This window comes from Actinopolymorpha rutila (assembly GCF_013407855.1).
Lineage (GTDB): Bacteria > Actinomycetota > Actinomycetes > Propionibacteriales > Actinopolymorphaceae > Actinopolymorpha > Actinopolymorpha rutila.
Genome location: NZ_JACBZH010000001.1, coordinates 4463607 through 4486817 on the forward strand (window position 1 = coordinate 4463607; position 23211 = coordinate 4486817).

The window sequence follows — 23211 nt, forward strand, 5'->3', positions numbered from 1 at the left end:
GCCGCGCGCCTACCGCTCCCGGACGGCGTAGGTCAGGTGCGTCACCCTCGGGGAGGACTCCGAGCGGACCGGCTCCAGTGCCACGCGGCCGGCGTCCACGCCCTCGAACAGGCGGATTCCGGAGCCGAACAGCACGGGTGAGAGCGTGATCGTGAACTCGTCGACGAGGCCGGCGTTCACGTACGCCAGGATCGTCGCGCCGCCGCCGGCGATGCGGACGTCGCGGTCGCCGGCGGCCTCGCGGGCCTGGTCGAGCGCGGACTCGATGCCGTCGTCGACGAAGTGGAAGGTGGTCCCGCCCGGCCGCTCCCAGGGGTCACGCTTCTCGTGCGTAACGACGAAGACCTGGGTGTGGAAGGGCGCATCCTCCGGCCACATCTGCTCGCCGGCGTCGAACATGCGCTTGCCCATGACGCTCGCGCCGGTGCGCTCGAACGTCTCCCGCGCGATGTCGTTGTCGCGGCCCTCCTCACCGCCCCTGCCGAGCTTCAGGTTCTCCCGGAAGAATCGCAGCGGGAAGACCCACCGCTGCAGTTCCATCCACTGCCGCCCCATCAACTCCTCGGGGGAGTCGGGCGCGATGAAGCCGTCCAGCGACATCGACACGCTGAAGAACACCTTCCCGGCCATCAGTCCTCCGCTCCCTTCCGTGCGAGGTCGGCGACGTAGACCGCCAGGTTGCTCAGCGTCTGCCGGCCGCCCTCGATCGCGTGGTACTTCTCGACCGCCTCCTCGCGCAGCTCCCTGGTGGGGAACACCGTGCGCATCTGAATCCGGGTCACCGCACCGTCGGACTCGAACGTCAGGACCGACTCGAACGCGTTCGGGTCGCCGCGGAACTCACCGTGGAGCAGCGCGATCCGCTCCGGCGGGGCGATCTCTGTCCACGAGATCCACTCGCTGTAGTCCGTCCCGTCCGGTCCGTGCATCACGAAGTCCCACACCCCGCCGACGCGGAACTCGAACGACTGCGTGGTCGTGGTGAACCCCTCCGGTCCCCACCACCGCGACAGGTGCCGGACCTCGGTGAACGCCTCGAACACCAGCTCTCGTGGCGCGTCGATGATCCGGGAGATCATGATCTCCCGATCGGCCGTCGCCGGCTCCGCCCGGGCTTCTCGCCTTGCCCCTGCCATCGGTCATTCCTCCTGCCGTGTCTGCTTCAGGTCCTGCACGTATGCGTCCAGCCGGTCGAAGCTCTCGTTCCAGAACCGCTCGAACCCGCCGGTCCACTCGTGGACCGGCCGCAGCCCGCGGGCGTCCAGGCCGTAGAGGCGCTGCTTGCCCGCCTTGCGGTCCCGCACCAGCCCGACCTCCCGGAGCACCCGCAGGTGTTTGGACGCCCGCGGCTGGGTCATCCCCAGCTCCTGGGCCAGGTCGGTCACCGGCCGCTCACCCGCCCGCAGCAGCACCAGGATCTCCCGGCGCCGCGGCTCGGCGATCGCGTTGAAGACGTCCGACGTCGTCGCTGCCCGGGCCATGACCGAAATCATATGCCCATATCGGCATGCGTCAAGTTGAGCTGAGGCCTGGCTTCTCAGGGCCGGAGGTTGCCGGAATCGGACGGCACGCGAGGCCGTCCGGCCGTTTGGACTCCTTCGGTCCGGGAACCGGTCAGCGACCCGTATCAGGGGGGACACGGAAGGTGGCGCATGGCTGACAGGGCCACAGACCGGAGCACAGGCAGGGGCACGGACAGAAGCGCCGGCACCAGCACCCGAGTGGACCGGGGCACGCCCCCCGACCGGCGGCAGGGGCACAGACGACGACTCGGCATGCGCTGGTGGGTCCTCGGCTGGCTCCTGGCAGGCGGCATCATCAACTACTTCGACCGGGCGAACCTCTCTCTCGCCACGCCGCAGATGATGAAGGAGCTTGACCTGTCGGCGGCCGACATCGGCCTGATGGCGTCGGTGTTCTCCTGGACGTACGCGGTGATGCAGCTGCCCGCGGGGCACCTGATCGACCGACTGGGCAGCCGCCGCGTCTACACCGTCGCGGTCACCCTGTGGAGCGTCGCCACCCTCGCGACCGGGCTCTGTTACCGGCTGCCGCAGTTCCTGGCGGCGCGGCTCGTCCTCGGGGTGGGTGAAGCGCCGTGCTTCCCCGCCTCGGCCAAGATCACCAGCAAGTGGTTCCCCAAGCGCGAGCGCGGAACGGCGACCGGCATCTGGGACTCCTCGTCGAAGTGGGGACCGGCACTCGCGCCGCTGCTGCTGGTTCCGGTCATGGTCCACTGGGGATGGCGGGCGCTGTTCGTGGTGACCGGCGTACTCGGCCTGATCTTCGTCATCGCGTTCTGGATCGGATACCGCGACCCGTCCGGAAGCCGCCGGCTCTCCGCGGAGGAACGCGAACTCATCGAGGCCGACCAGCAGGACGCCCCGGCCGAGTCCACATCCGAGTCCGAGTCCGTCTCCTGGCCGCAGCTGTTCACGCAGCGGACGGTGTGGGGCATGATCCTCGGCTTCTTCTGCACGATCTGGATCTGGAACATCTTCCTCGCGTTCCTCCCGCTGTACCTCGTCCGCACGCAGGGCATCGACCTGGCGAAGCTCGGCCTGTACGCGAGCATCCCGTGGCTCGGCGGCGTGGTCGGCGACGTTGGTGGCGGATTTCTCACCACCAGGCTGGTCGCGCGGGGGGTCGGCTCGCCGCTGAAGGTACGCCGGATGCTCATCCTCGCCTGTGCGCTGCTGGCCGGGCTGTCCGTCGTGCTGGTTCCCAGCGCGCACGGCCTCGCACCGACGCTCCTCCTGCTTACCCTCGCGCTCTGCTTCGTCTCGGCGATCACCGGGTCGGCGTGGGCGATGCCCGGTGACGTGGCGCCCCAGCACCAGGTCGCCTCGGTCGGCGCCATCCAGAACTTCGGCGGGTACTTCGGTGGAGCGTTCTCGCCGCTGGTGGCGGGGCTGATCGTCGACCGGACGGACTCATGGTCGCTGGCCTTCTACTCCGGTGGCGTGGTGGCCGCCCTGGCCGGGCTCTGCTACTGGTTCATCGTCCGCCGGCCGATCACCGGATCCGCCACCACCTGACGGCCCCCGCGGCACGTTCGCGCAAGGCGCGGTTGACAGATGGACGAAGGGTGGGAAGCCACGCCCGGGCCACGTGCCCTCGGCAGCGGTGGCACCGGTGGCAGCGGTGTTCTGGATCCCGTTCGATGGGTATCCACCCACAATGAGCCATCCCCCGGCCCGCTCGAACGGTCGTGCCCACATCGGCGCCCGGATCAGCGACCAGTTCGGCGCCCAGGTCGGCGCTCAGATCGGTGAGGGTCCCCATCGCGTCCTGCTGGTCTCGGCCGACATGGGCGGTGGACACAACTCCACCGCCAACGCGCTCGAGGAGGCGGTCCGCAGGCTGTGGCCGGGGAGCGAGTGCCACCGCGTCGACACGCTGGACGTGATGGGTCCGGGCGTCGGCCGGGCGTTCCGGTCCATCTACGTCTCCAACGTCGAGCGCACACCCTGGCTGTACGAGTTCTTCTACGCCAGCGAGTGGCGGCACCGTTGGTTTGCCCAGGCGTCCAAAAGGTTCACCGGCTCCTGGGCCGGGCGGCGGCTGCGGACCGAGATCGACCGCTTCGAGCCCGACCTGGTGCTCTCCACCTATCCACTGGGCAGTTCCGGGCTCGCCTGGCTGCGCCGTCACCGCGGGCTCGGCGTCCGCACCGCGTGCTACGTCTCCGACTTCGCACCGCACCCGTTCTGGGTCTACCCCGAACTCGACGCCAACTTCGTGGTCCACGAGACGGCGGTGGCACTCGCCCGCTCCGCTGAGCCGGAGGTGAACGTCGAGGTCTGTGCACCGCCGGTCGTACGCGCTTTCGCTCCCGGCGACCAGGCGCAGGCCAGGCGCTGGCTCGACCTCCCGGCCGACGCCTTCGTGGTCCTTCTGTCGTGCGGCGCCTACTCCTTCGGCGACGCCGACGCCACGGTGACGGCCCTGCTGGACACCTCGGACAAGGTCTGCGTCGTGGTGGCCTGTGGGCGCAACGAGCAGACGCGCGTACGCCTCGAACGGCTCGGTCTGCCCCGGGAGCGGCTGCTTCCCCTCGGCTGGACCGACCAGATGCCCACGCTGATGCGGGCGGCGGACCTCCTGGTGACCAACGCGGGCGGGGCGACCGCGCTGGAGGGGATGGCCAGCGCGCTGCCGGTGGTGACCACCACGCCGATCGCCGCGCACGGCGTGGCGAACGCCAACCTGATGGTGGTCGCGGGCCTCACCGACCTGTGCCCCGACCTCGCGATGCTCCAGGCGTACGTACGGTCGGTGGCCGAGAACCAGGAGCCGCTGCGGAGACTGCGCGCCGCGACGATGCGGCACCTGGAGCGGTACGACCTCGACTCGGGCCTGCGCGCGCTCGCGGCGCCCCGGCACACACCGACGCCCGCCTCCACGTCCACGCGTCAAGCCGCCCTTGCCGAGCGGCCCTGGCCGATGCGGCCGGCGGACGCGTTCTTCGCCCTCGCCGAGACCGGGCCGTACGCCCAGGAGCTGGGCGCGGTTCTCGAGCTCGGCCCGCTGCCCGGCGGCCGGGCGGTCACCGTCGCGGACGTGCGCCGGACCATGCAGGCCCGGACGAGCGGCCTGCCGCCGATGCGCCGGGTCCTCGTGCGCCGACCACTGGGCTGGCGGCTACTGGACTCCGTCGACGCGTGGAGCCACGTCGAGGAGCAGCGGCTGACAGGCCACGCGGGTGAGGAGGTCACCGCAGCCATCAGCGACTTCTGGTCGCGTACGATTCCGGCCGAGGCGCCGGCCTGGCGCGGGCTGCACGTGGACGGGCAGGCCGGCGGGCGGAGCACCTTCGCGGTCAAGCTGCACCACGCCCAGGGCGACGGGATCTCCGCACTCGGCCTGCTCGACCGGCTGCTCGACCCGATGCCGGGTGACCGGCTGAGCGAACGCCGTCCCGCGGCCCGCCGGCATACGGCCCGGGCGGGTGCGGTGCAGGTCCTGCGCGGGGTCGGGCAACTGGCCGGCAAGGGTCTCGCTCCGCGCCACCCCCTCAACCAGACAAGGCCGACCGGGCAACGGGACCTGGTCACGGTAGCGGTCCCGTGGAAGCGGATCCGCGACCTCGCCACCGCCTGCGACGCCCAGCCACACGAGGCGATCCTCGCACTGGTGGCCGACGCGCTCGACCGGCTGCTCCGCCCGGCCGGCCTGCTGGCACCCGGCCGCCCGTTACGCGCGATGTTTCCGGTGGCGATGCGGCCGCCGAAGCTGGACCGGATCTCGGGCAACTGGACCGGCGCCCTCGCCGTCGACCTGCCGACCGGGCCGCTCGAGCTCACCCAGCGGACCGCGCGGATCCGCGCCGGCACGCGCCTGCACGACCGGCAGGGCGAGGTGGCCGCGTCGGCGATGGTGATGTGGGCCGCGGGGCAACTCCCCCGCCCGCTGCACCGTACTTTCGCCCGCGCCACCTATAACCGGAACTTCTTCAACACCATCGTGTCCTACATGCCCGGCGCACGAGGGTCGCGGACCTTCGCCGGCGCCGACGTACGCGCCGTGTGCCCGGTTCTTCCGCTGACCTCCGGCGTGCCGCTGACCGTCGGGGTGGTCGGGTCGGGCGCAGTGGCCGGTGTGGGAGTTCTCCTCGACCGAGGTCTGGGGCTGGACCGCGGTGTTGTCAAGGACGCCTTTCGCACCAGCTTCATGGCGGACACCGAGACACCACGCGAACCCTCCGTCGCGGTGGGGGCTGCCGGCTGAGATGGGCACTCTCATCGGCGTCCTGTGCGCGTTGGCGGGTGCGGCGGCCTACGGCGCCGCCGGCGTGCTCCAGCACCACTCGGCGCACCAGGCACCGCAACGCGGCGCGATGCGTCCCCGGCTTCTGTTCGACCTCATCCAGATCCGGGCGTTCCGTGCGGGCGTGATCTTCGCCGCGGGTGGGTTCGTCCTGCAGGTGGTCGCCCTGCGGTTCGCGCCGCTCGCGCTGGTCCAGCCGCTGCTGGTCACCGGCACGTTGTTCTACATCGGCTTCGCCTACGCGATGCGGCGGCAGTGGCCGGACGCCCGGCTGATGCTGGGAGCGCTGGTGGCGATGGTGGGCCTGACCGGGTTCCTGCTGCTGGCGTCCCCGAGCGAGGCACCGAGCGAGGTGGCCGAACCGATGGGCGACGTCGCCGTCGTGCCGCTCGGCATGGTGCTGGTCGGACTCGTCGCGGCCTGCCTCGTGGCGGCCACCGTCGTCCACAGCGACCTGCGCGCGATGCCGTTGGCGATCGCCACCGCGATCTGTTACGGCGTCACCGCCGGCCTGGTCCGCGAACTCTCCTCCTCCGCCAACCTCACAGAACCCGGCTACATCCTTTCGCAGTGGCAGTTGTACGGCGTCGTCATCATCGGCGTGGCCGGCTTCCTGCTCAACCAGAACGCCTTCCAGAGCGGGCTGATCGGCGCGCTGGCGTCCGCGGTCATCACCGTCGGGGACCCGATTGTGGCGGTCGCCTTCGGCGCCACCTGGCTCGGTGAGAACATCGCGAGCGGGCCGCTGGTCACCGCGCTGCAGGCGGTCATGATGGCCCTGGTCGCGGGTGGCGTACTCCTGCTCGCCCGGCGTTCCCAGCAGGTGGCGCAGGAGTTCCGCGAGGAGACCGTCTCCGCCGCAGGGGTCTCCTAGGTTGTGCTGCGGAGTGTCCCGAGTCAGCCGGTGGTGACGGCGCGGATGGACTCGCGCAGTGATCCCATCGTGGCGAGGACCGCGCTCGGCTCGTACCCACAGTGGGCCATGCAGTTGGCGCAGCGGTCGTCGCGGCCGCGGCCGTACGCCTCCCAGTCTGTCGTCTCGACGAGTTCCTGGTACGTCGCGGCGTACCCGTCGGACATCAGGTAGCACGGTCGCTGCCAGCCGAACAGCGAGTAGCTCGGGATTCCCCAAGCGGTGCAGCCGAAGTCGGCCTTGCCCTCCAGGAAGTCCAGGAAGAGCGGTGAGTGGTTGAGCCGCCACCGCTTCCGGTTGCCGCCCGCGAACGCCTTGGAGAACAGCTCGCGGGTCTCTGTCACGCCCGGGAAGTGCGCCTGGTCGGGTGCCTTCTCGTAGGCGTAGGCGGGCGAGATCTGCATGTTGTCGACCTTGGCCTCGTCGTTGAGGAAGTCGAGTACGTCGATGATGTTCTGCGGTGTGTCGTCGCTGAAGAACGTGGAGTTGGTGTTGACCCGGAACCCCTTGCCCTTCAGGAACCTGATCGCCTCCACGACCTCGTCGAAGACGCCGTCCTTGCACACCGACGCGTCGTGCCGCTCCTTCAGCCCGTCCACGTGGACGACGAAGGAGAAGTACTGCGACGGCCTGAAGTGGTAACGATCCCACCACTTGCGCACGAGCATCGCGTTCGTGCACAGGAAGACGTACTTCCTCCGCTTGACGAGCTCGTCGACGAGCCGGTCGATCTCGGGATGCATCAGGGGTTCGCCGCCCGCGATCGAGACCATCGGGGCGCCGCACTCCTCCATCGCGGCAAGCGCCTGCTCCACCGGCATGCGCCGTCGCAGCTCGTCGGCGGGGTGCTGGATCTTGCCGCACCCCGCACACTGCAGGTTGCACGCGAAGAGGGGTTCCAGCTCGACCAGCAACGGAAACCTGTCGCGTCCCTTCAGGCGTTGCCGAACGAGATAGCTTCCGACCTTCAGGGACTGACGCAACGGCATGCTCACGCGGAGCAGACCTCCTTCGGTGCGGAGAAACGAGCGTTCTCGGAGGCGAACGGTCGGGCCATCAGTAGGTCCTCCTGCACAGGAGTTCGGCGAGTGCGGCCAACTGGGCACACACCGACGCCGGCACGTCCAGACCGTCCAGTGCGGCGACGGCCGCCGCGGACTCGCGTTCGGCGCGTTCCTCGGTCCAGGCCCGGCCGCCGGCCCGCTCGACGAGGTTTGCCAGCTCCGCCAGCGCGGCGTCGTCCTCGAGCGTCTCCTCGGCGTACATCCGGCGCAGTGCCCGGCCGGCCGTGCAGTCCGAGGCCAGCGCGACGACGACGGGCAGGGACTTCTTCCGCGCCCGCAGGTCGGACCAGACCGGCTTGCCGGTGCGCGCCGGCGTACCCCAGATTCCGAGCAGATCGTCGATCAGCTGGAACGCGAGGCCGAGGTGGGCGCCGTACTCGCCGAGCGCGGTGGTGGTCCGCGACGGGGCGCCGGCGAGCATCGCGCCCAGGGACGCCGAACACGCGAGCAGCGCTCCGGTCTTGTCCCCGGCCATCCGCAGGCACTCCTCCAGCGAGACGCGCACTCTCGTCTCGAACGCCAGGTCGGCTGCCTGGCCCTTCACCAGCCGGCGGGTGGTCATGTTCAGGTACCGGAGCGCTGCCGGGGTGGCGGGCGAGCCCGCCTCGGCCAGGAGTTCGTTCGCCAGCGCCAGCATCGCGTCGCCGGCCAGAATCGCGGTCGCCGGCCCGAACCTCGCCCACACCGTCGTGCGGTGGCGGCGCTCGGTGTCACCGTCCATCAGGTCGTCGTGCAGGAGCGAGAAGTTGTGCACGAGCTCGCACGCCGCTGCTGCCACGACACCGTCCTGGGTGCCGCTGTCCGAGGCCCGCACCGACCCCGCCGCCCGCGCGGACAGCACCGCCAGCGCCGGCCGTACGCCCTTGCCGCCGGCGTCGAGAGGGCTTCCGTCGGCGTCCCAGTAGCCGAGGTGGTAGCCGCAGGCGTGCCGCGTGTCCGGGTCCAGCCGGTCCAGGCCCGCGCGGATCGCCGGCTCGCTGAGCCGCCTGGCCTCCTCCAGGACGGGCACGGCGACGGGCACGGCGACCGGGTCGGGAACGGCGGCCAGGTCGGACCTCGTGACCGGGTCCGGCACAGCGACCGGTACGAACGTGGACCGCGGGCGGCTCATGCCGACCTCCGGACGAGCGCGCGCACGGCGACCCCGAGCTTCTCTCCGGTGCCCAGCGACAACCGGGCCGCGCGGACGGTCTCGGGGTCGTGAGCGATCCGCCGGAGCAGCCGGCGGTAGATGCCGGCCATCGCGGCGGTGCACGCGGCCGCTCGCCGGTCCAGCAGCGGTAGCAGCGTGAGTCCGTGTTGGTACCAGGTCTCGGCCCGGTCCGCCTCGAACCGCACCAGGGCGGCGAGGCGGTTCGGCGGATCAGCCAGCCGGCCGGCCGCGTCGAGGTCGAGCGAACAGCCGAAGCGCCGCAGGTCCTCCTCGGGCAGGTAGACCCGGCCGATCTGCCGGTCCTCGCGCAGGTCCCGCAGGATGTTGGTGATCTGCAGCGCTATGCCCAACGAGTCGGCGAGCGGCATGGCGTGGGTGAGGTCGGCGGGCGCGTAGACACCGGTCGACAACCGGCCCACCGAGCCCGCGACGCAGCGGCAGTAGCCAACGAGGTCGTCGAACGTGGCGTATCGCGTGCCGCAGCTGTCCGCCTCGCAGCCGCTGACGAGCTCGTCGAAGGCGTCCAGGGGTATCGGGAAGCGGGCCGCGGCGTCGGCGAGGGCCAGCAGCACCGGGTCGCCACCGGACACCTCCGGAGTCCCCGCAGGGGCTACCTCGCCGGTCGCATCACCGCCGAGGTTGACGATGGCCTTGCGGACCTCGGCGAGACGCCGCAGCTTGTCCTCGGCCGGCAGCTCGCCGTCGCCGATGTCGTCGATCCGCCGGGCCGTGGCGTACACCGCGCTGAGGGCCCGCCGCTTCGGCGGCGGGAGCAACCTGATGCCGTACGAGAAGTTCCGGGCCTCCCGGCGGGTGATCTCCTCGCAGACGTCGTAGGCGTTCGTGACGTCACTCATCCAGGGCTCCGCACGCTCGCTCGCAGCCAGGCCGCCGCGACCTGCCGGCGACCGGCCCGGGGTGTTCCGGACAACGTGTCGTGTCCGGCCCGGACGATCGCGGCCGCCGCGGCGCGACCGCCGGCGAGGTAGCCGGACACCGCGAGCCGGGCCCATCCGCGCAGGCTCGGCAGCAGCAGCGCTCCCGCATCGAGGTAGGCCAGCGCACGGCCCGTCTCGAACGCCAGCAGCGCCCGGACCGCCTCACCTGCCTGGGGCGCGTCCAGGTCCTGTTCGCGGACACCGAACAGGCGCAGGTCCTCCTGCGGAAGGTAGACGCGTCCGAGCCGGCGATCCTCGGCTACGTCCTGCCAGTGCTCCACCAGCTGGAGTCCGGTGCACAGGTGATCGGACAGCTCGATCCGCTCCGGTGTCGCCACGCCGAAGATGTGGAGTACGACCTCGCCCACCGGGTTCGCCGACAGCCGGCAGTAGTCCAGCAACTCCGCGAAGGTGTACCGCGTCACCCGCTGGTCCACGAGGTTGGCTTCCACCAGCCGCAGGAACGGATCCGCGGGTACGCCGACCTCTGTGACCAGGGGCCGCAGCCCGGCGACCACCGGGTCGGCGACCTCTCCACCGGCGTACACCAGGCGCACCTGCGCCGCCACGTCCCGCAGCGCCGCGGCCCGGTCGCCGGGGGCCTCGTCACCGAGGTCGTCGACGTACCGGGCGTAGCAGTAGAGCGCGTTCAGGTGCCGGCGGACCCGGCCGGGGAGCACCCGCAGCGCGACCGGGAAGTTCTCGTTCGCCGCCTTGTCCAGCGCGGACGACTCGACACTGGTTGCGCCGGCCGCCGTCACCTCAGCGCCCCGGCGAAGGCACGGACGGGGATGTCTGCCCAGGTCGATGGTCCGCGGCGAGCGTCCGCGGATCGCCGGGAGTTCGCAGGTCGTCGAGTGGGCACATCGATCCTCCGTCGAGCCGGTGCAGACCACCTGGACGCGAACGACGAGGCCGCGACGTCCCAGGGGTGATCTTGGCTAAGGGATCGTTACCCAGGCGGCCGAACTACAACCACCTTCGAGCAGGGTGAATTACACCCCGTGCCCGCGCGAGCACGGGGCAGACGGACCTAGGACGCACGCCGAGCCCCGTCGTACTGCTGTGCTCTCGACCAGCGCCGCGTGCCCTTGCGGTGGGCCTCGGTGGTGCCACCCCACACCCCGTACATCTCCGGAAGGTTCATCGCGTGTTTGCGGCACTGTGTGCGGACCGGGCACGTCTCGCACACCGCCAGCGCGGTCGCCTCCCTGGTGGCTCGTTCGGCCGCGCTCTCGGACTCGTGTCCGTAGAACAGCCGGCTCGACAGTTCAGAGCAGGCTGCCTGGTCGTGCCACTGTGTCCAGGCCTTCGCCGGACGCGCGGAGTTGCTGCGTCCGCCCGGCATGGCTGTTCCTCGCTTGGGCATGTCTGTTTCTCCTCGCCCACAAGATGTACGGGCAGTCGACGGGGGCCAGGTCGGCTGCTCGGCCGGGACACCGGTACGGAACCCGAACGCGGCCGTCACGGCCGGTCAGGGCAGCAGCGGATCGCCGGGATCGGTCAGGTGGAGCAGTCGGCCGGCACCGCTCGCGGGGGCGGCCACCCGCATGTCGACACCCAGCTGTCCGGCCCACCGGTAGGCGGCGGCCAGGCACTCGACGCCGAACGAGCCGAGGAAGCGGGCGTTGTTGAGTCGCAGCAGGAGCACCGGCGGCTGCGCCAGCAGCAGCCACTGCAACTGGCGCTTGAACTGCCAGGCGTTGCCGTGCGTGACGTCGCCGGCGACGCTCACGACCGTGTGGCCGTGGCTGTCCGCGCTCCAGGTCACGTCCAGTGCCGGTGTGCTCACCGGCTGGGGACCCGCCACCAGCGGGCTGGAGGTGCGGGGTGCCGGAAGGGGCAGGAACTGCAGGCGGCCGTCGCCGGCGTAGGAGGTGGGACGAAGGGAGGAACGGCCGACGGAGTCGGCGCGGGGACGGGGGAAGAGGTGACCGGTCACAGCTAGCCTCACCTGGATCGACATTGCGGCCAATGTGCGCGGCTAGCTGTCCAACCAGAATTGGACCTACCCGTGGGGATCGTCGCCAATCGTTGCCGGGACGAAAAGATCAACAAGACACGTCCGACTCCGGACATCGCGGGATGGCAGAAAGAGGACCCGCCCCTGTCCCGCCAGCAGGGCGCATCGGATAATCCCGTGGTCGACACCTTTGCGTGCGCCCTGTCGGGCGGGCGCACCCAGTTCTCGAAGGCGGCGATGAGATTGATCCAGTCCTCCGAAGGCGAGCGCCTGGCGCGTACCTTCGCCGAACTCGCTCAGAACCTGTGGGCGGAAGACTCCGAGGAGTCCACCCTCGCCCTCGTCGTCAAGGCCGCCGTCGACTCCGTGCCCGGAGCGACGGCCGCCGGCATCACCATGCGCCACGCGCGCGGCCGAATCGACACGCCGGTCGCGACGGCCGACTACATCTACGCGGTGGACGAGGCGCAGTACCGCCTGGACGAGGGACCGTGCGTCGCGTCCGTGCGCGGCGGAGAGATCCAGCTGGCCAACGACCTGGCCAACGACGAGCGGTGGCCGAGGTTCGGTCCCGAGGCGCTGCGCCTCGGAGTGGGGGCCATGCTGTCGTTCCGCCTGTTCGCGCGCGACGACACCTTCGGCGCGCTCAACCTGTACGCAGACCGAGCCCACGCGTTCACCGACCGTTCGGAAGTGATCGGCCGGATCTTCGCCTCCCACGCCGGCGTCGCCATCGCGGCCACCCGCCAGGCCGACCACCTCCGCGAGGCGCTGGAGACGCGGGCGACGATCGGTGAGGCGCTGGGCATCCTGATGGAGCGACACCACGTCACCAGCGACGCTGCCTTCACCCTGCTCCGGCAGGCCTCCCAGCAGCGCAACGTCAAGCTTCGCGACGTCGCCCGCGAGGTCATCTACACCGGCGAGACGCCGAGCAGCTGAGGTAGAGCAGCTGACCTGGGGCGCGTCTCGGAACACGGCCCCAGGCCGGCGCCTGCACTCTCAGTTGTTGCGGGAGCCCGTCCTCGCCGGCGTGTCGGCGTCGCGCCGGAGGCCGCTCCCTTCGTCCTCGCTGCGGATCCAGATGGTGCGCTGCGGGAACGGAATGTCGATGCCGGCGGCGTCGAGCGCCTTCTTGATCCGCTCGCGGAGCTCTCGGGACACCGCCCACTGCTGCAGCGGGACCGTCTTGACCGCGACGCGGACGTCGACACCGTCGGCGCCGACGGACTGCACGCCCCACACCGAGGGGTCCTCGAGGAGGATCCTTCGGTACGCCGGCTCCGCGCGCATCCTCCGGCCGGTCTCCTGCAGGATCCGGCGTACCTGGTCGATGTCCGCGTCCCGGGCGACGGAGACGTCGAGCACGGCACGGGCCCAGCCCTGGCTGTCGTTCTTCACCCGCAGGATCTCGCCGTTGCGTACATGCCACAGCCCGCCGTGCAGGTCACGGATCCGGGTCAGCCGCAGCCCGACCTCCTCGACCTCCCCGACCGCCTCGCCGAGGTCGACCATGTCGCCCACGCCGTACTGGTCCTCGACCATGATCAGCATGCCGGACAGGTAGTCGGCCACCAGACTCTGCGCGCCGAACCCGATGGCCAGGCCGACGACGCCCGCACTCGCGAGCAGCGGGCCGAGCGCGATGCCGAGTTGGTCCAGGACCATCGCCATCGCCGTCACCACGATCACGATGGCGGCGATGTTGCTCAGCACCGAGCCGATCGTCCTGGCTCGCTGGCGGCGGCGTTCGGAGGCCCGGGTGCGGTCGCGCCACAACACTCCGGAGCCGCGCGAGCGCGATCCTTCCTCCGCGGGCGACTCCTCCTCGGGCGGCTCGATGAACCGCTCGACCACCCTGGTGATGGCACGTTTGGCGACAGCGCGCAACAGCGCGCCGACCAGGATGATGAGCAGGATCCGCAGCGGGACACCCACCAGCGCGGACATGTTGTCGTGCAGCCAGTCCTGCACGATGCCGGCCTGGCCGGTCAGGCTTGTCAGAACGTACGGTGTCGTTGCGTTGTCCATGGTCAGACGAAAACCTCACGGTCGACTCGTTGCGTTCGGCATCCCACCTTAGGAGATCCCGAGTTCGGTGCCGAGCCCCACCGTCGCGTGGACCGGCGCCGCAAGGATGCGGACCTCACGTGTCCGCGCGGTACACGGCGATCTCGGTCATGGTCGGCGTGTAGACCTCGGTGGCGATCTGCCCGGTGAGCGCCACCCGGAGCCGGGAGGTCGTGACGGTGCCGAAACCGCTCACGGTGCGGTCGTGGCCGATGCCGTCGTCACGGCCGGCGAACGTCACCCAGGTTCCGGTGCCGGCGTCCCAGCGCTGCAGTTCGTACGACTGCACTCGCGGGTTGGTGCCCGAGTCGGTGTACTCGTCCAGGTAGACCTCGTCGAACGTCGTGTCCGCCCCGAAGTCGATATCGAGGGTGATCGGGTACGCCGCGTCGTCGGCGGCAGCCCAGCGGGTGGTGTCGTCGCCGTCGGTGAGGTTCGCGGCGACCAGGGTTCCGTTCCCGCCGGGATGGGTGGAGCTCGCGGTCACCGGCTTGCCCAGCGCAAGGTCGACCCGGCTGTCACCCGGCTCGTCCTCGATCGGGTCGTCGTCGACGGGGTTGGCGACCTTCTTCCCCACCCGGCTCTCGGCGATGCCGATGTCGGGTGCGTCGCCGTAGTAGATGTGGGTGCCGAGGAAGTCCTGGGTACCCAGATGCGGGTTGTACCGTCCGGCGTCGACCAGGGGCGAGTCCGAACGCAGCCGGAAGTGTGCCGCCGCCTGGCGGATCCGGTCCACGCCCGCCCCGGTGACGTACCTGTCCGGACGGCCGACGAACCTCGGGTCGGCCCGCTGTCCACGCGGGTCGGCCGGCTCCTGGGCGGAGTGCGTGCCGCTCGCCTCGTAGTAGTCGCTGTTGGAGAACACCGCGTGCCGCAGGGCGCCGGTGCGGCGGTACCACGGTGTCGGTGTGGACTTCGAGTAGTTGTGGAAGATGTTGTTGAGGAAGTAGACCGTGCTCAGGAACGTCTCGTCATGGAAGTAGTCGAGGTCCGCGCCGTCGTAGACGAAGGTGTTGTTGGCGAAGTAGGTCGGCGAGTAGTTCGTCGACAGCATGTTCTTCACCAGTACGCCGTTGTCGTTGACGCTCAGGTTGTAACGCGCGACCGAGTTGGAGCTGTTGCCCATGTAGGACATCCAGCCCGCCGCGTTGTCGTGTGAGTAGTTGAACTGGTAGGTGACGTTGAAATTGGTGTACTCGAGGTCCCAGGGCGTGCCGTCGAACTCGTTGTGGGGACCGCCGTAGACCTCGTTGTACTGCATGACCGAGTCCGCGCCGGCCCACAGGTAGAGCGCCACCGACACCGAGTCGTAGCGCTCCAGGAAGCCGTTCACCTCGTTGTACTCGACCGTCATGTTCTTGGTGTCGGCCAGCTGGATCGCGCCCTGGCCGATGCTCTCGGCGTAGTTGTGGCCGATGTAGACGTCCCGGCTGTAGAGGTCGCGGGTGCGGACCCAGAGCTGTTCCCAGCCCTCGTGGAACTTCCCGTTCTCGTCGTACTGCCCCGCGTCCGCGCCGTCGGCAGCGAACCAGTTGAAGGCGAACTGGATAGCGTGCAGTTCGACGTTCTCGAACGTGTTGTTCTCGATCCGGACGTCCTTGAAGTAGTAACCACCGGTGGCGTAGTCCTTGTAGCTGTGACTGCCGAAGACCTGGAAGTCGACGGCCCCGTAGTGGATCCGCTGCCAGTAGCTCGGCCCGTCGAGGTTGTGGACGTACACGTCGGAGATCCGGAAGTGGTCCATGATGTTGTCGGCGCCGGCCGGCAGCAGGTCGGCGTTGATCGACACCATGATCCCGTCGCGTACGTAGGAACCCTTGGTGATGTTGGTGGCGAAGTCGTCGTCGTTGGACAGCTCGACGTTGTTGATCTCGAAGTACTGCTGGTTGCGCAGCACGATCGCGCCGGTCAGTCCGACCGTGTCGGGGTTCTTCGTGCCGTCGGCCCGCAGCGGGCTGGGAACGTTGCCATTCGTCGCGATGTAGGGCCTGCCGGCCTTCGGATCGCCGTACGCCGAGATGGTGATCGGCCTGCCCTTGCTGCCCGAGCCCTTCGGCCACAGCTGCTCGTCGTTCCACTGCTCGCCCGCTTTGAGCAGGATGCGGTCGCCGGGCTTGAACGTCCTCGCGTTCGCCGTGGCCAGGCTGCGCCACGCGGTCTTCGGTGAGGTTCCGGCAGCTGAGTCCGAGCCATGGGTGGCGTCGACGAAGTAGTCCGTCCCACCGGTCCTGTTCGGTGAGTTGCCCGGCCAGTTCTTCTGGCCGCCGGAGGTGTCTGCCCGGTCCGCGGCGGCCGTCATCGCCGACCTGTCGATGCCGGCGATCGCGGCGGTGTCGACGTGCAGGCCGGCGCGCTTCACCTGACGCGGCACGAACGTCGCGAACTTCCGGTCCACCAGACTCTGCCGGATGCGCTGGGAGTACGTCTTCAGTGCGGCCTTCTCGTCGACGGTCCGGCTGCGGAGTTCGTAGAAGGTGAGCTCGTCCGCACCGACGATCGGGGCGGAGATCCGGCCCGGCGCGAGCCGTCCGAGCACCCCCACGAGCTCCTGGTCGTACGCGCTCGGCCCGGCCGAACGACCGTGGAACGCGCCAGTGGTGAGCTTGGCGCCGCGCAGCTTCCCGGCGACCTCGGCGAGGTGTCCGGAGGCGGTCACCTCGCGCTTCAGGTGGGCCGTGGCTTTGGCCGACGCGCCCTTCGGAACCGGGACCAGGAGCCGGGTGTAGCGGTAGCTGGTCGCGTTCGCGCTCCACGCCTCGGGGTCGGCGTGGAAGGCGCGGCGTACGTCGGCGTCGCTGACCCTCAGCGGGTCACCCTGCTTGGTTCTGAGCCGCTTCTTAAGCACGGTCGTGATCTCGGCGAGCTGGTGCGAGTAGTACTCCCCGGCGGTGAACCTCGACAGGCCGTAAACGGTCTCGTTCTTCGCTGCGGCCGCAGCCCGCTGGTTGTTCTCGGCGGCAAGCTCGGTCCGGAAAGCCTGGTAGTCGACCGGAACGTCGAGTCCGTACCTGTCGGCGAGAACGAGCGTCGCCTTGTCCCGTTGGATCTCCTCGAGTGCACGGGAAAAGAGCCGCTCGAGAGCGGTCCGGTCACCGACCCGAGCGTCCCAGGTGATCGCCCCCTTCAGGTGGTAGGTGTTGCGCAACTCGTTCTGCACCGTCGGCGCGAGCCGGCTCATGTGGAACAGCAGTTCGCCGCGGGTCACCGGGTGACCGTCGACGGAGGCCACCACGTCTCCTCGGTCCACTCGGTCCGCGGCGGCGACGCCCGCGGTCGACATCGCGACCACGACCGCGCACAGGCCGGCGAGGGCCGTGCCGACGAAGCGGCGAACCGCGGAGTCTCGACGGGAGTGTTGCGTACCAGCTTCACCAGACACAGGACAGCACTCCTTCGCGGAACGCGCGGACGAGCCGAGGGGTGTGGAACGTCGCCGTAGTCTGCCCTACCGAACGTGTTCGCGTCGACACTCTCGCAGGAGTCCGTGCACGCCGACGTGGTACGTGGGAGCCCCTGGTCGGCGAGTCCGCGCTAGGGTTTCCGCGCTTTGACGACGTAGATGGCGGGCACCCTTGTCGCCGCGTCGCCGAGCCCCTCGTACATCTCCGCGACCGGCGCCTCGAAGAACTCCTCGACGTGCAAGCCGGCACGCATCAGACTCATGACGACGTCGCTGACCGGCCACACGAACGCGTCGAACGAGGTCGCCGGCGTCGACCCGGCGGGACGCTTGGACTGGTCGTACATCTGCTGGGTCGGGTTGCCGCGGCCGAAGTAGTCGACGGTCACCTCCACTCCGCAGGTCCGGACTCCGAGAACCTCCCACACGGGATGGTGTTCGCAGAGCAGGAAGGTGCCGCCCGGGCGCAGGCGTTCCACGACCGTCGCCGCCCACCTGTCCAGGTCGGGCAGCCAGCACACGACTCCCCAACTCGCGTAGATGACGTCGAAGTCCCGCAGGTCCGCCGGGAGCTCGTACATGTCGGCGATGAGGAACCGCGCATCAGCACCGGTCTCCCGGGCGAGCGCGTTCGCGGACTCGATGCCGACGCGGCTGATGTCGACACCGGTCACGGATGCACCGAGAAAGGCCCACGAGACCGAGTCGTTTCCGCTGGCGCAGGCGAGATGCAACATCCGCTTGCCGGCCACGTCCGGGAGCAGCCCGGCCTCGAAGTCGTCCAGGGTGGTGCCACCGTCGAGGAAGAAGGCGGCCGGCTGAGGTGGGCGCGCAGGCGCGATCTCGTCCCAGCTGCGCTGGTTCGACCTGGTGTAGGCGAGGATCCGGTCCATTGCGCGACCGTACTCAACCGCTCCCTTGCGGCCAACCGATCAGCTCGGCCACCTCGGCCGTCTCGCCGACCGCGCGAGTCACCGACGGCGGCGCGGGCGTGCTCGCTTCTCGGCGGCGTCGAGTGCGGGTGCGAGTGGCGCGAGTGCGGCGCGGAGCAGGTCGGGCAGTGAGCCCGCCGGCACGACGAGCCCGCCGGCCGAGGCGGACTCGACAGCCGCACGCAACCACCGTCGGAGACAGACCCGAACGGCGGCGGAGACGCTCGCGGCGAGGACCTGGGCGGTGAGGTCGTCGCCATCCTTCACGCGCTGGGCGAGCAGGGCGGTGAGCGGATCCTCGATCGCGGCCGCGGATTCCACGAACGCCTCGCGCAGGGTGGAGCGGCCGGTGATCAGCAGCAGCGCCTCGCGTGCCTGGTCGTCCGGAGCGGTGTACTGCTCGACGATCGCCTCGACCACGGCTTCGGCGAGGGGCGCGTCGATCAGTCTGGCCGCCACCGCCGCCGCGACCCGGGCCTCGCGTTCCGCCGTGACCGCGGCGACGATCGCCTGCTCCCGGCTGGAGAAGTAGTTGTTGTACGTCCTCGGGGAGACCCCGGCAGCCTCGGCGATGTCATCTACGCGGACGTTGTCCGGACCGCGCTCCAGCGCCAGCCGCAGCGCCGCGGTGCGCAGCGCCTCTCGGGTGGCCTGCTTCTTCTGCTCGCGCAGGCCTGTCCGCCGAACAGTCATGGTCCCAGAATGGCACGGCTGAAGTGCGTACGCGCAAACTTGCGTGCACGCACTTTTAGGTTATCCTCAACCCATGCGGGCAAGGGGAATCAGTTACGACACCGGCTTCGTGCGGAACGGCGGCAGCTCCCGGGAGAACTTCGAGCCCGAGGTCGTCAGACGCGAACTCCAGATCATCCGCGACGACCTGCACTGCACCGCCGTCCGCGTGATCGGCGGAGATCCGGAGCGGCTGGAACTGGCGGCGACGTACGCGGCCGATCTCGGTCTGGAGGTGTGGTTCGCGCCCTATCCGCTCGAGCTCACCGCCGACCGGATGCTCGGACTCATTGCCGACTGCGCGGAGCGCGCCGAACGGATCCGGCAGCGGGGAGCCGAGGTGGTCTTCGTCGCCGGGGCCGAGCTGAGCCTGATGAATCCGGGGTTCCTCCCCGGCGACAGCGTGGAGGAACGCCTCGACGGGCTGCTGGGTGACCGGGCTCGGATGCCCGAACGGATCGCCACCCTCAGCGCCGGCGTGAACGACTTCCTCGGCCAGGCCGTGAAGGTCGTCCGCGAACGCTTCGACGGAAGGATCACCTACGCGGCCATCCCGCTCGAGCGCGTCGACTGGGCACCGTTCGACATCGTGGGCGCCGACCTCTACCGCTCCGCCGAGGTGGCCGACCAGTTCGCCGACGGCGTATGCGCCCTTGTGGCGCAGGGGAAACCAGTGGCGATCACCGAGTTCGGCTCGACCTGCTACCGCGGTGCGGGTGACGTCGGCGCCCGCGCCATGGAGATCGGCGAGTACGACAAGAAGACCGGCGCCCTCCTTCGGCTGAACGGCCAATACGCCCGCGACGAACCGGGCCAGGCCAGGTATCTGCGCGAGCTGCTGGAGATCTTCGACGCCGCGGGTGTCGACGCCGCCTTCGTCTTCCTCTTCGCGCTCGAAAGCTTTCCGCACCGCCCCGACGGAGACCCCCGCGACGACCTCGACATGGCCAGTCCCGGGATCGTGAAGGTCCTCGAAGGCCGTGGCGGCGAGACCTACCCGGACCTGGCCTGGGAGCCCAAAGCCGCCTTCACCGCCGTCGCGGACTACTACGGCAGATGACGGCGCCACTTCGGGAGTCCCGCGGACCGTCCGGGCCCGGCCACAAGTCCGCGCCGCGTAGAGCGCCCTCGCGTCCTTGCCCTGCGTACATTCGAACCGTGCCGCCACACGGAGTCGTGCCGCGCTTCCGCGGCAACGGAGTCATCGAGTTCGAGCCACACACCTACCGCGACCCGGGCGACGGCGAGCTGCTGCTCGCCGTCGGTGCCAACGCCATCTGCGGGACCGACCGCGGCGAGTACGTCAATGGCAGTCCCATCGTGCCGGGGCACGAGGCCGCCGGTGTCGTCGTGGCCGCCGGCGCGGGCACCGGCGTCGAGGTCGGCACCCGTGGGGCCGTCTACCTCATGGACTACTGCGGAGAGTGCCGCAGCTGCCGGGTCGGAGCGACCAACCAGTGCTTCGCCAAGCGGGCCGACGTCGGCCAGAACACCGACGGCGGCTACGGCCCGTTCCTGCTCACCCACGAGACGAACTTCTTCCCCGTCGACGACTCCATCCCGTTCGACCTGGCGACGATGCTCCTCGACGTCATGGGCACCAGCGGGCACGCCCTGCGCCGGGCCGAGCTGGTACGCGACGGCATCCAGAGCGTCTACGTCGCCGGCGCCGGGCCGATCGGACTGGGACTGGTGGTGATGGCCCGGATCCGTTACGGCGCGGACTTCCCGATCTTCGTCAGCGACGTCAGCCCCTGGCGGCGGAAGTTCGCGGAGTCGTTCGGGGTGACCGCGCTCGACGCCGGCGACGAGGCCGCGCTGAGGAAGCTCGCACCGGACGTCGCGTTCGACTCCTCCGGCCGTGGCTCGGCCCGCCAGGCGGCGATCTCGGCGCTGGCCAAACGCGGCGCGCTGATCTGCGTCGGCCATGGTGAGGGACTGAACCTGAACGTCTCCCGCGACCTCATCTCCCCCGAACGCGCCGTCCTCGGCAGCGAGTACTTCCGGTACGACGAGATGCCGGACAACCATCGGCTCCTGCTCGAGCACCGCGAGCTGATCGGCCGGGTGATCACGCACACGTTCCCACCCAGTGAGCTCCCGCACGCGTTCGAGCTGTTCCTGTCCGGGCAGACCGGCAAGGTCGTCATCGTCCAGGAGCCGGCGACGTGACGTCACGGACGACTGCGCACCCGACCGGGCACAAGACCGGGCACACGAGCGGGCGCGTCCGGGTGGCGGTCGTCGGCGCGGGCGGCTGGGGAAGACAGCACGCGCGGATCTTCGCCGGCCGGAACGACACCGAGCTGGTCGGCGTCCTCGGCCGTTCACCGGAGCGGACCGCCGCCCGGGCACAGGAGTACGACACAACGCCGTACACCGATCTCGACCAACTGCTCGAGGCGGCCAAACCGGACCTGGTGTCGGTCTGCCTGCCGAACGAGGACCACTTCGAGGTGACCCTGCGGCTCCTGCGGGCGGGAACGAACCTGCTGGTGGAGAAGCCGCTGGTGTTCGACCTCGACGAGGCCGACCGGCTGCTGGCCGCCGCGGCCGACAGCGGCAGCTTCTTCGCGATCAACTTCAACCACCGGTACGCCGAGCCGTTCCTGCGGGCCAAGGCGGCGGTCGACGCGGGCGAACTCGGCCGGCTCACGTTCCTCACCTGGCGCTTCGGCGGCGAGGCGAACCGCGGCAGGTCACCGCACGCCAACCTGATCGAGACCCAGTGTCACGGCTTCGACCTGCTGGAGCACCTGGGCGGCCCGATCGAGTCGGTGACGGCCCAGATGGGCAACGCGACCTACGGCGCCTACAGCACGGTCGCGATCGCGCTGACGTTCACCTCCGGCGCGGTCGGGACGTTGCTGGGCAGCTACGACTCGTCGTACGCCTATCCCGGCACCCAGCAGGTCGAGGTCAACGGCACGCGGGGCCGGGTGGTGGTGGACGACACGGTCCGGCGGTTCACCTTCTCCAGGGCCGGCGACGAGACCCGCACCGTCTGGGAGGCCGGCTACTTCAACGACGAGGCTCGCAGCTTCCACGCCACCTTCGACCGGCACGTGGACGAGGTGCTGGCCGCCTTCCGCGAGGGCGCGCCGCCGCCCGTGCCTGCCGCCGCCGGCCGGCGGGCCCTTCAGCTCGCCCAGGCGGCTATTTCGTCGTACGAGTCCGGCCGGCGCGTCCAGACCCCGGAGCCCACGCCTGGCGATTGAGCGACGCCGCGACCGGCCCGCTGCCACGCACAGGTTGGGCATCTAGGGTCTTTCCTGTGGATCAGGTTCCAGGGTGGTGAGCGGAGATGTGGAGACACGGGAACCGGCCATGATCCACAGGAAAGACCCTAGAGTTCCTGTAGTGGACGTACGGAGACGCCGGCGCTGGCCTCGTCGGCTGGCTCGCCTGGTGGCGCTGGCCGTCGCGCTGGCGGTGGCAAGCGTCGCCGTCGCTCTGGCGGTCGTGCCCGATGTCGGCGATGCCGAACACCGCGCGGCCGACCTCGCCCGGTTCCACCACGTCGCCGGTCCGCCCTCCGCCGTGCCGCCGCGCTTCGCGGCGGCGCTGGTCGCCGCGGAGAACTCCCGGTTCTACTCCGACTTCGGGATCGATCCGGTTTCCGTCGTACGGGTGATCGGGGCCGCCGTGAGTGGCGGCGGCGATGTCGGCGGCGCAACTCTGGAACAGCAACTCGCCAAGCAGTTGTACGACGGAGGGTCCTCCGATGGGGTCCGGCGAAAGGCCGAGCAGGCGGTGCTCGCGGTCAAGATCTACAGCCGGTACGACAAGCAGCAGATCCTGCGGATGTACGCGACGGTGGTCTACTTCGGGCACGGCTACTGGGGGTTGGACGCGGCCAGCCGTGGCTACTTCGGCCGCACACCGGCACAGCTGAGCTGGGGGCAGGCCGCGCTGCTCGCCGGCCTGCTGCAGGCCCCGTCGGCGTACGACCCGATCCGCCATCCCGAACGCGCCTGCACCCGCCAGCGCTACGTCCTCGGCCGACTGGTTGCCACCGGTCAGCTCACCTCGCAGGCGGCGGCGTCGGCCGTGTGCAACGGCCGCACGCGGGGCGACTCGGGTGAGACCGATCAGGTTCTCAGGAACCACGTCTAAGCTGCCCGGGCCGACGCGTGAGCGGCGGTCGGGATGTGGGCAAGCGGGTGCAGTTCGGACAGCAAATATCCGAACGGCGTCAAGCGTCGGCAAAACCGGGCAGCCACCCGGCGGTCGGGCGTGCTCGGCCACCTATGCTCGGTGGGGTTTCAAGCTAAGGA

Annotated in this window: 21 protein-coding genes; 8 read left to right on the forward strand and 13 right to left on the reverse strand. The window is 70.0% G+C overall.

Features of this window, described 5'->3' with window-relative positions; all coding sequences use genetic code 11:
- Nucleotides 1-9 precede the first annotated feature (9 nt).
- Genes F4554_RS19885 through F4554_RS19895 form a run of 3 tightly spaced genes read right to left on the reverse strand, consistent with a single transcriptional unit; the run spans nt 10 to nt 1481 of the window.
- The gene (locus tag F4554_RS19885) at nt 10-630 is read right to left on the reverse strand and encodes a dihydrofolate reductase family protein (protein ID WP_179788964.1); all 621 of its coding nucleotides are present in this window, start codon (nt 628-630) and stop codon (nt 10-12) included.
- On the reverse strand, nt 630-1136 hold the full coding sequence (locus F4554_RS19890) for an SRPBCC family protein (RefSeq protein WP_179788965.1): 507 nt from the start codon (nt 1134-1136) through the stop codon (nt 630-632). Before F4554_RS19890 ends, F4554_RS19885 begins: the two co-directional genes overlap by 1 nt.
- Before the next feature lie 3 nt (nt 1137-1139).
- A complete protein-coding gene (locus tag F4554_RS19895) occupies nt 1140-1481 on the reverse strand; it encodes an ArsR/SmtB family transcription factor (protein WP_179788966.1) in 342 nt (113 codons plus the stop codon).
- A gap of 294 nt (nt 1482-1775) precedes the next feature.
- Here F4554_RS19895 and F4554_RS19900 point away from each other — a divergent pair, with 294 nt between their 5' ends.
- The 3 genes from F4554_RS19900 (at nt 1776) to F4554_RS19910 (ending at nt 6643) form a co-directional block, all read left to right on the forward strand.
- The gene (locus tag F4554_RS19900) at nt 1776-3038 is read left to right on the forward strand and encodes an MFS transporter (RefSeq protein WP_179788967.1); all 1263 of its coding nucleotides are present in this window, start codon (nt 1776-1778) and stop codon (nt 3036-3038) included.
- A 142-nt stretch (nt 3039-3180) separates the two neighbouring features.
- A complete protein-coding gene (locus F4554_RS19905; protein ID WP_179788968.1) occupies nt 3181-5730 on the forward strand; it encodes a wax ester/triacylglycerol synthase domain-containing protein in 2550 nt (849 codons plus the stop codon).
- A 1-nt stretch (nt 5731) separates the two neighbouring features.
- Nucleotides 5732-6643, forward strand: a complete 912-nt coding sequence (locus tag F4554_RS19910; protein WP_179788969.1) for a DMT family transporter — start codon at nt 5732-5734, stop codon at nt 6641-6643.
- Nucleotides 6644-6666: 23 nt separating this feature from the next.
- Here F4554_RS19910 and hpnH read toward each other — a convergent pair whose 3' ends face one another.
- From hpnH to F4554_RS19940, 6 genes are all read right to left on the reverse strand, one after another.
- Complete coding sequence (gene hpnH, locus F4554_RS19915) at nt 6667-7671, reverse strand: adenosyl-hopene transferase HpnH (protein ID WP_202890069.1); 1005 nt, start codon at nt 7669-7671, stop codon at nt 6667-6669.
- 67 nt (nt 7672-7738) lie between these two features.
- Nucleotides 7739-8857 (reverse strand): polyprenyl synthetase family protein, encoded by a 1119-nt coding sequence (locus F4554_RS19920; protein WP_179788971.1) that lies wholly within the window; start codon nt 8855-8857, stop codon nt 7739-7741.
- Entirely contained in the window at nt 8854-9756 is a 903-nt protein-coding gene (locus F4554_RS19925) for a phytoene/squalene synthase family protein (protein WP_179788972.1), read from the reverse strand. The genes F4554_RS19920 and F4554_RS19925 overlap by 4 nt, the downstream gene beginning before the upstream one ends.
- Nucleotides 9753-10598 (reverse strand): squalene synthase HpnC, encoded by an 846-nt coding sequence (hpnC, locus tag F4554_RS19930; protein ID WP_337796117.1) that lies wholly within the window; start codon nt 10596-10598, stop codon nt 9753-9755. The genes F4554_RS19925 and hpnC overlap by 4 nt, the downstream gene beginning before the upstream one ends.
- A 272-nt stretch (nt 10599-10870) precedes the next feature.
- Nucleotides 10871-11206, reverse strand: coding sequence for a WhiB family transcriptional regulator (locus tag F4554_RS19935; RefSeq protein WP_202889378.1), 336 nt, complete (start codon nt 11204-11206; stop codon nt 10871-10873).
- Between the two features lie 105 nt (nt 11207-11311).
- Nucleotides 11312-11779, reverse strand: coding sequence for an STAS domain-containing protein (locus F4554_RS19940; RefSeq protein ID WP_179788974.1), 468 nt, complete (start codon nt 11777-11779; stop codon nt 11312-11314).
- Nucleotides 11780-12037: 258 nt separating this feature from the next.
- On the opposite strand from F4554_RS19940, the gene F4554_RS19945 reads away from it, so the two are divergent.
- The gene (locus F4554_RS19945; RefSeq protein ID WP_179788975.1) at nt 12038-12742 is read left to right on the forward strand and encodes a GAF and ANTAR domain-containing protein; all 705 of its coding nucleotides are present in this window, start codon (nt 12038-12040) and stop codon (nt 12740-12742) included.
- A gap of 60 nt (nt 12743-12802) precedes the next feature.
- Here the strand turns inward: F4554_RS19945 and F4554_RS19950 are convergent, their stop codons facing one another.
- From F4554_RS19950 to F4554_RS19965, 4 genes are all read right to left on the reverse strand, one after another.
- Complete coding sequence (locus tag F4554_RS19950; RefSeq protein ID WP_179788976.1) at nt 12803-13831, reverse strand: mechanosensitive ion channel family protein; 1029 nt, start codon at nt 13829-13831, stop codon at nt 12803-12805.
- A 115-nt stretch (nt 13832-13946) separates the two neighbouring features.
- A complete protein-coding gene (locus tag F4554_RS33705; RefSeq protein WP_179788977.1) occupies nt 13947-17249 on the reverse strand; it encodes a discoidin domain-containing protein in 3303 nt (1100 codons plus the stop codon).
- Between the two features lie 152 nt (nt 17250-17401).
- Nucleotides 17402-18163, reverse strand: a complete 762-nt coding sequence (locus F4554_RS19960) for a class I SAM-dependent methyltransferase (protein WP_179788978.1) — start codon at nt 18161-18163, stop codon at nt 17402-17404.
- 78 nt (nt 18164-18241) lie between these two features.
- Nucleotides 18242-18895 (reverse strand): TetR/AcrR family transcriptional regulator, encoded by a 654-nt coding sequence (locus F4554_RS19965; protein ID WP_179788979.1) that lies wholly within the window; start codon nt 18893-18895, stop codon nt 18242-18244.
- A 73-nt stretch (nt 18896-18968) separates the two neighbouring features.
- Here F4554_RS19965 and F4554_RS19970 point away from each other — a divergent pair, with 73 nt between their 5' ends.
- The 4 genes from F4554_RS19970 (at nt 18969) to F4554_RS19985 (ending at nt 23050) form a co-directional block, all read left to right on the forward strand.
- Entirely contained in the window at nt 18969-19994 is a 1026-nt protein-coding gene (locus tag F4554_RS19970) for a hypothetical protein (RefSeq protein WP_179788980.1), read from the forward strand.
- Between the two features lie 98 nt (nt 19995-20092).
- Nucleotides 20093-21106 carry an alcohol dehydrogenase catalytic domain-containing protein gene (locus tag F4554_RS19975; protein ID WP_337796118.1) on the forward strand — a complete coding sequence of 338 codons (1014 nt, stop codon included), beginning with the start codon at nt 20093-20095 and terminating at the stop codon, nt 21104-21106.
- Entirely contained in the window at nt 21103-22152 is a 1050-nt protein-coding gene (locus tag F4554_RS33710) for a Gfo/Idh/MocA family oxidoreductase (RefSeq protein WP_179788982.1), read from the forward strand. The genes F4554_RS19975 and F4554_RS33710 overlap by 4 nt, the downstream gene beginning before the upstream one ends.
- Nucleotides 22153-22294: 142 nt before the next feature.
- Nucleotides 22295-23050, forward strand: a complete 756-nt coding sequence (locus tag F4554_RS19985) for a transglycosylase domain-containing protein (RefSeq protein ID WP_179788983.1) — start codon at nt 22295-22297, stop codon at nt 23048-23050.
- Nucleotides 23051-23211 lie beyond the last annotated feature (161 nt).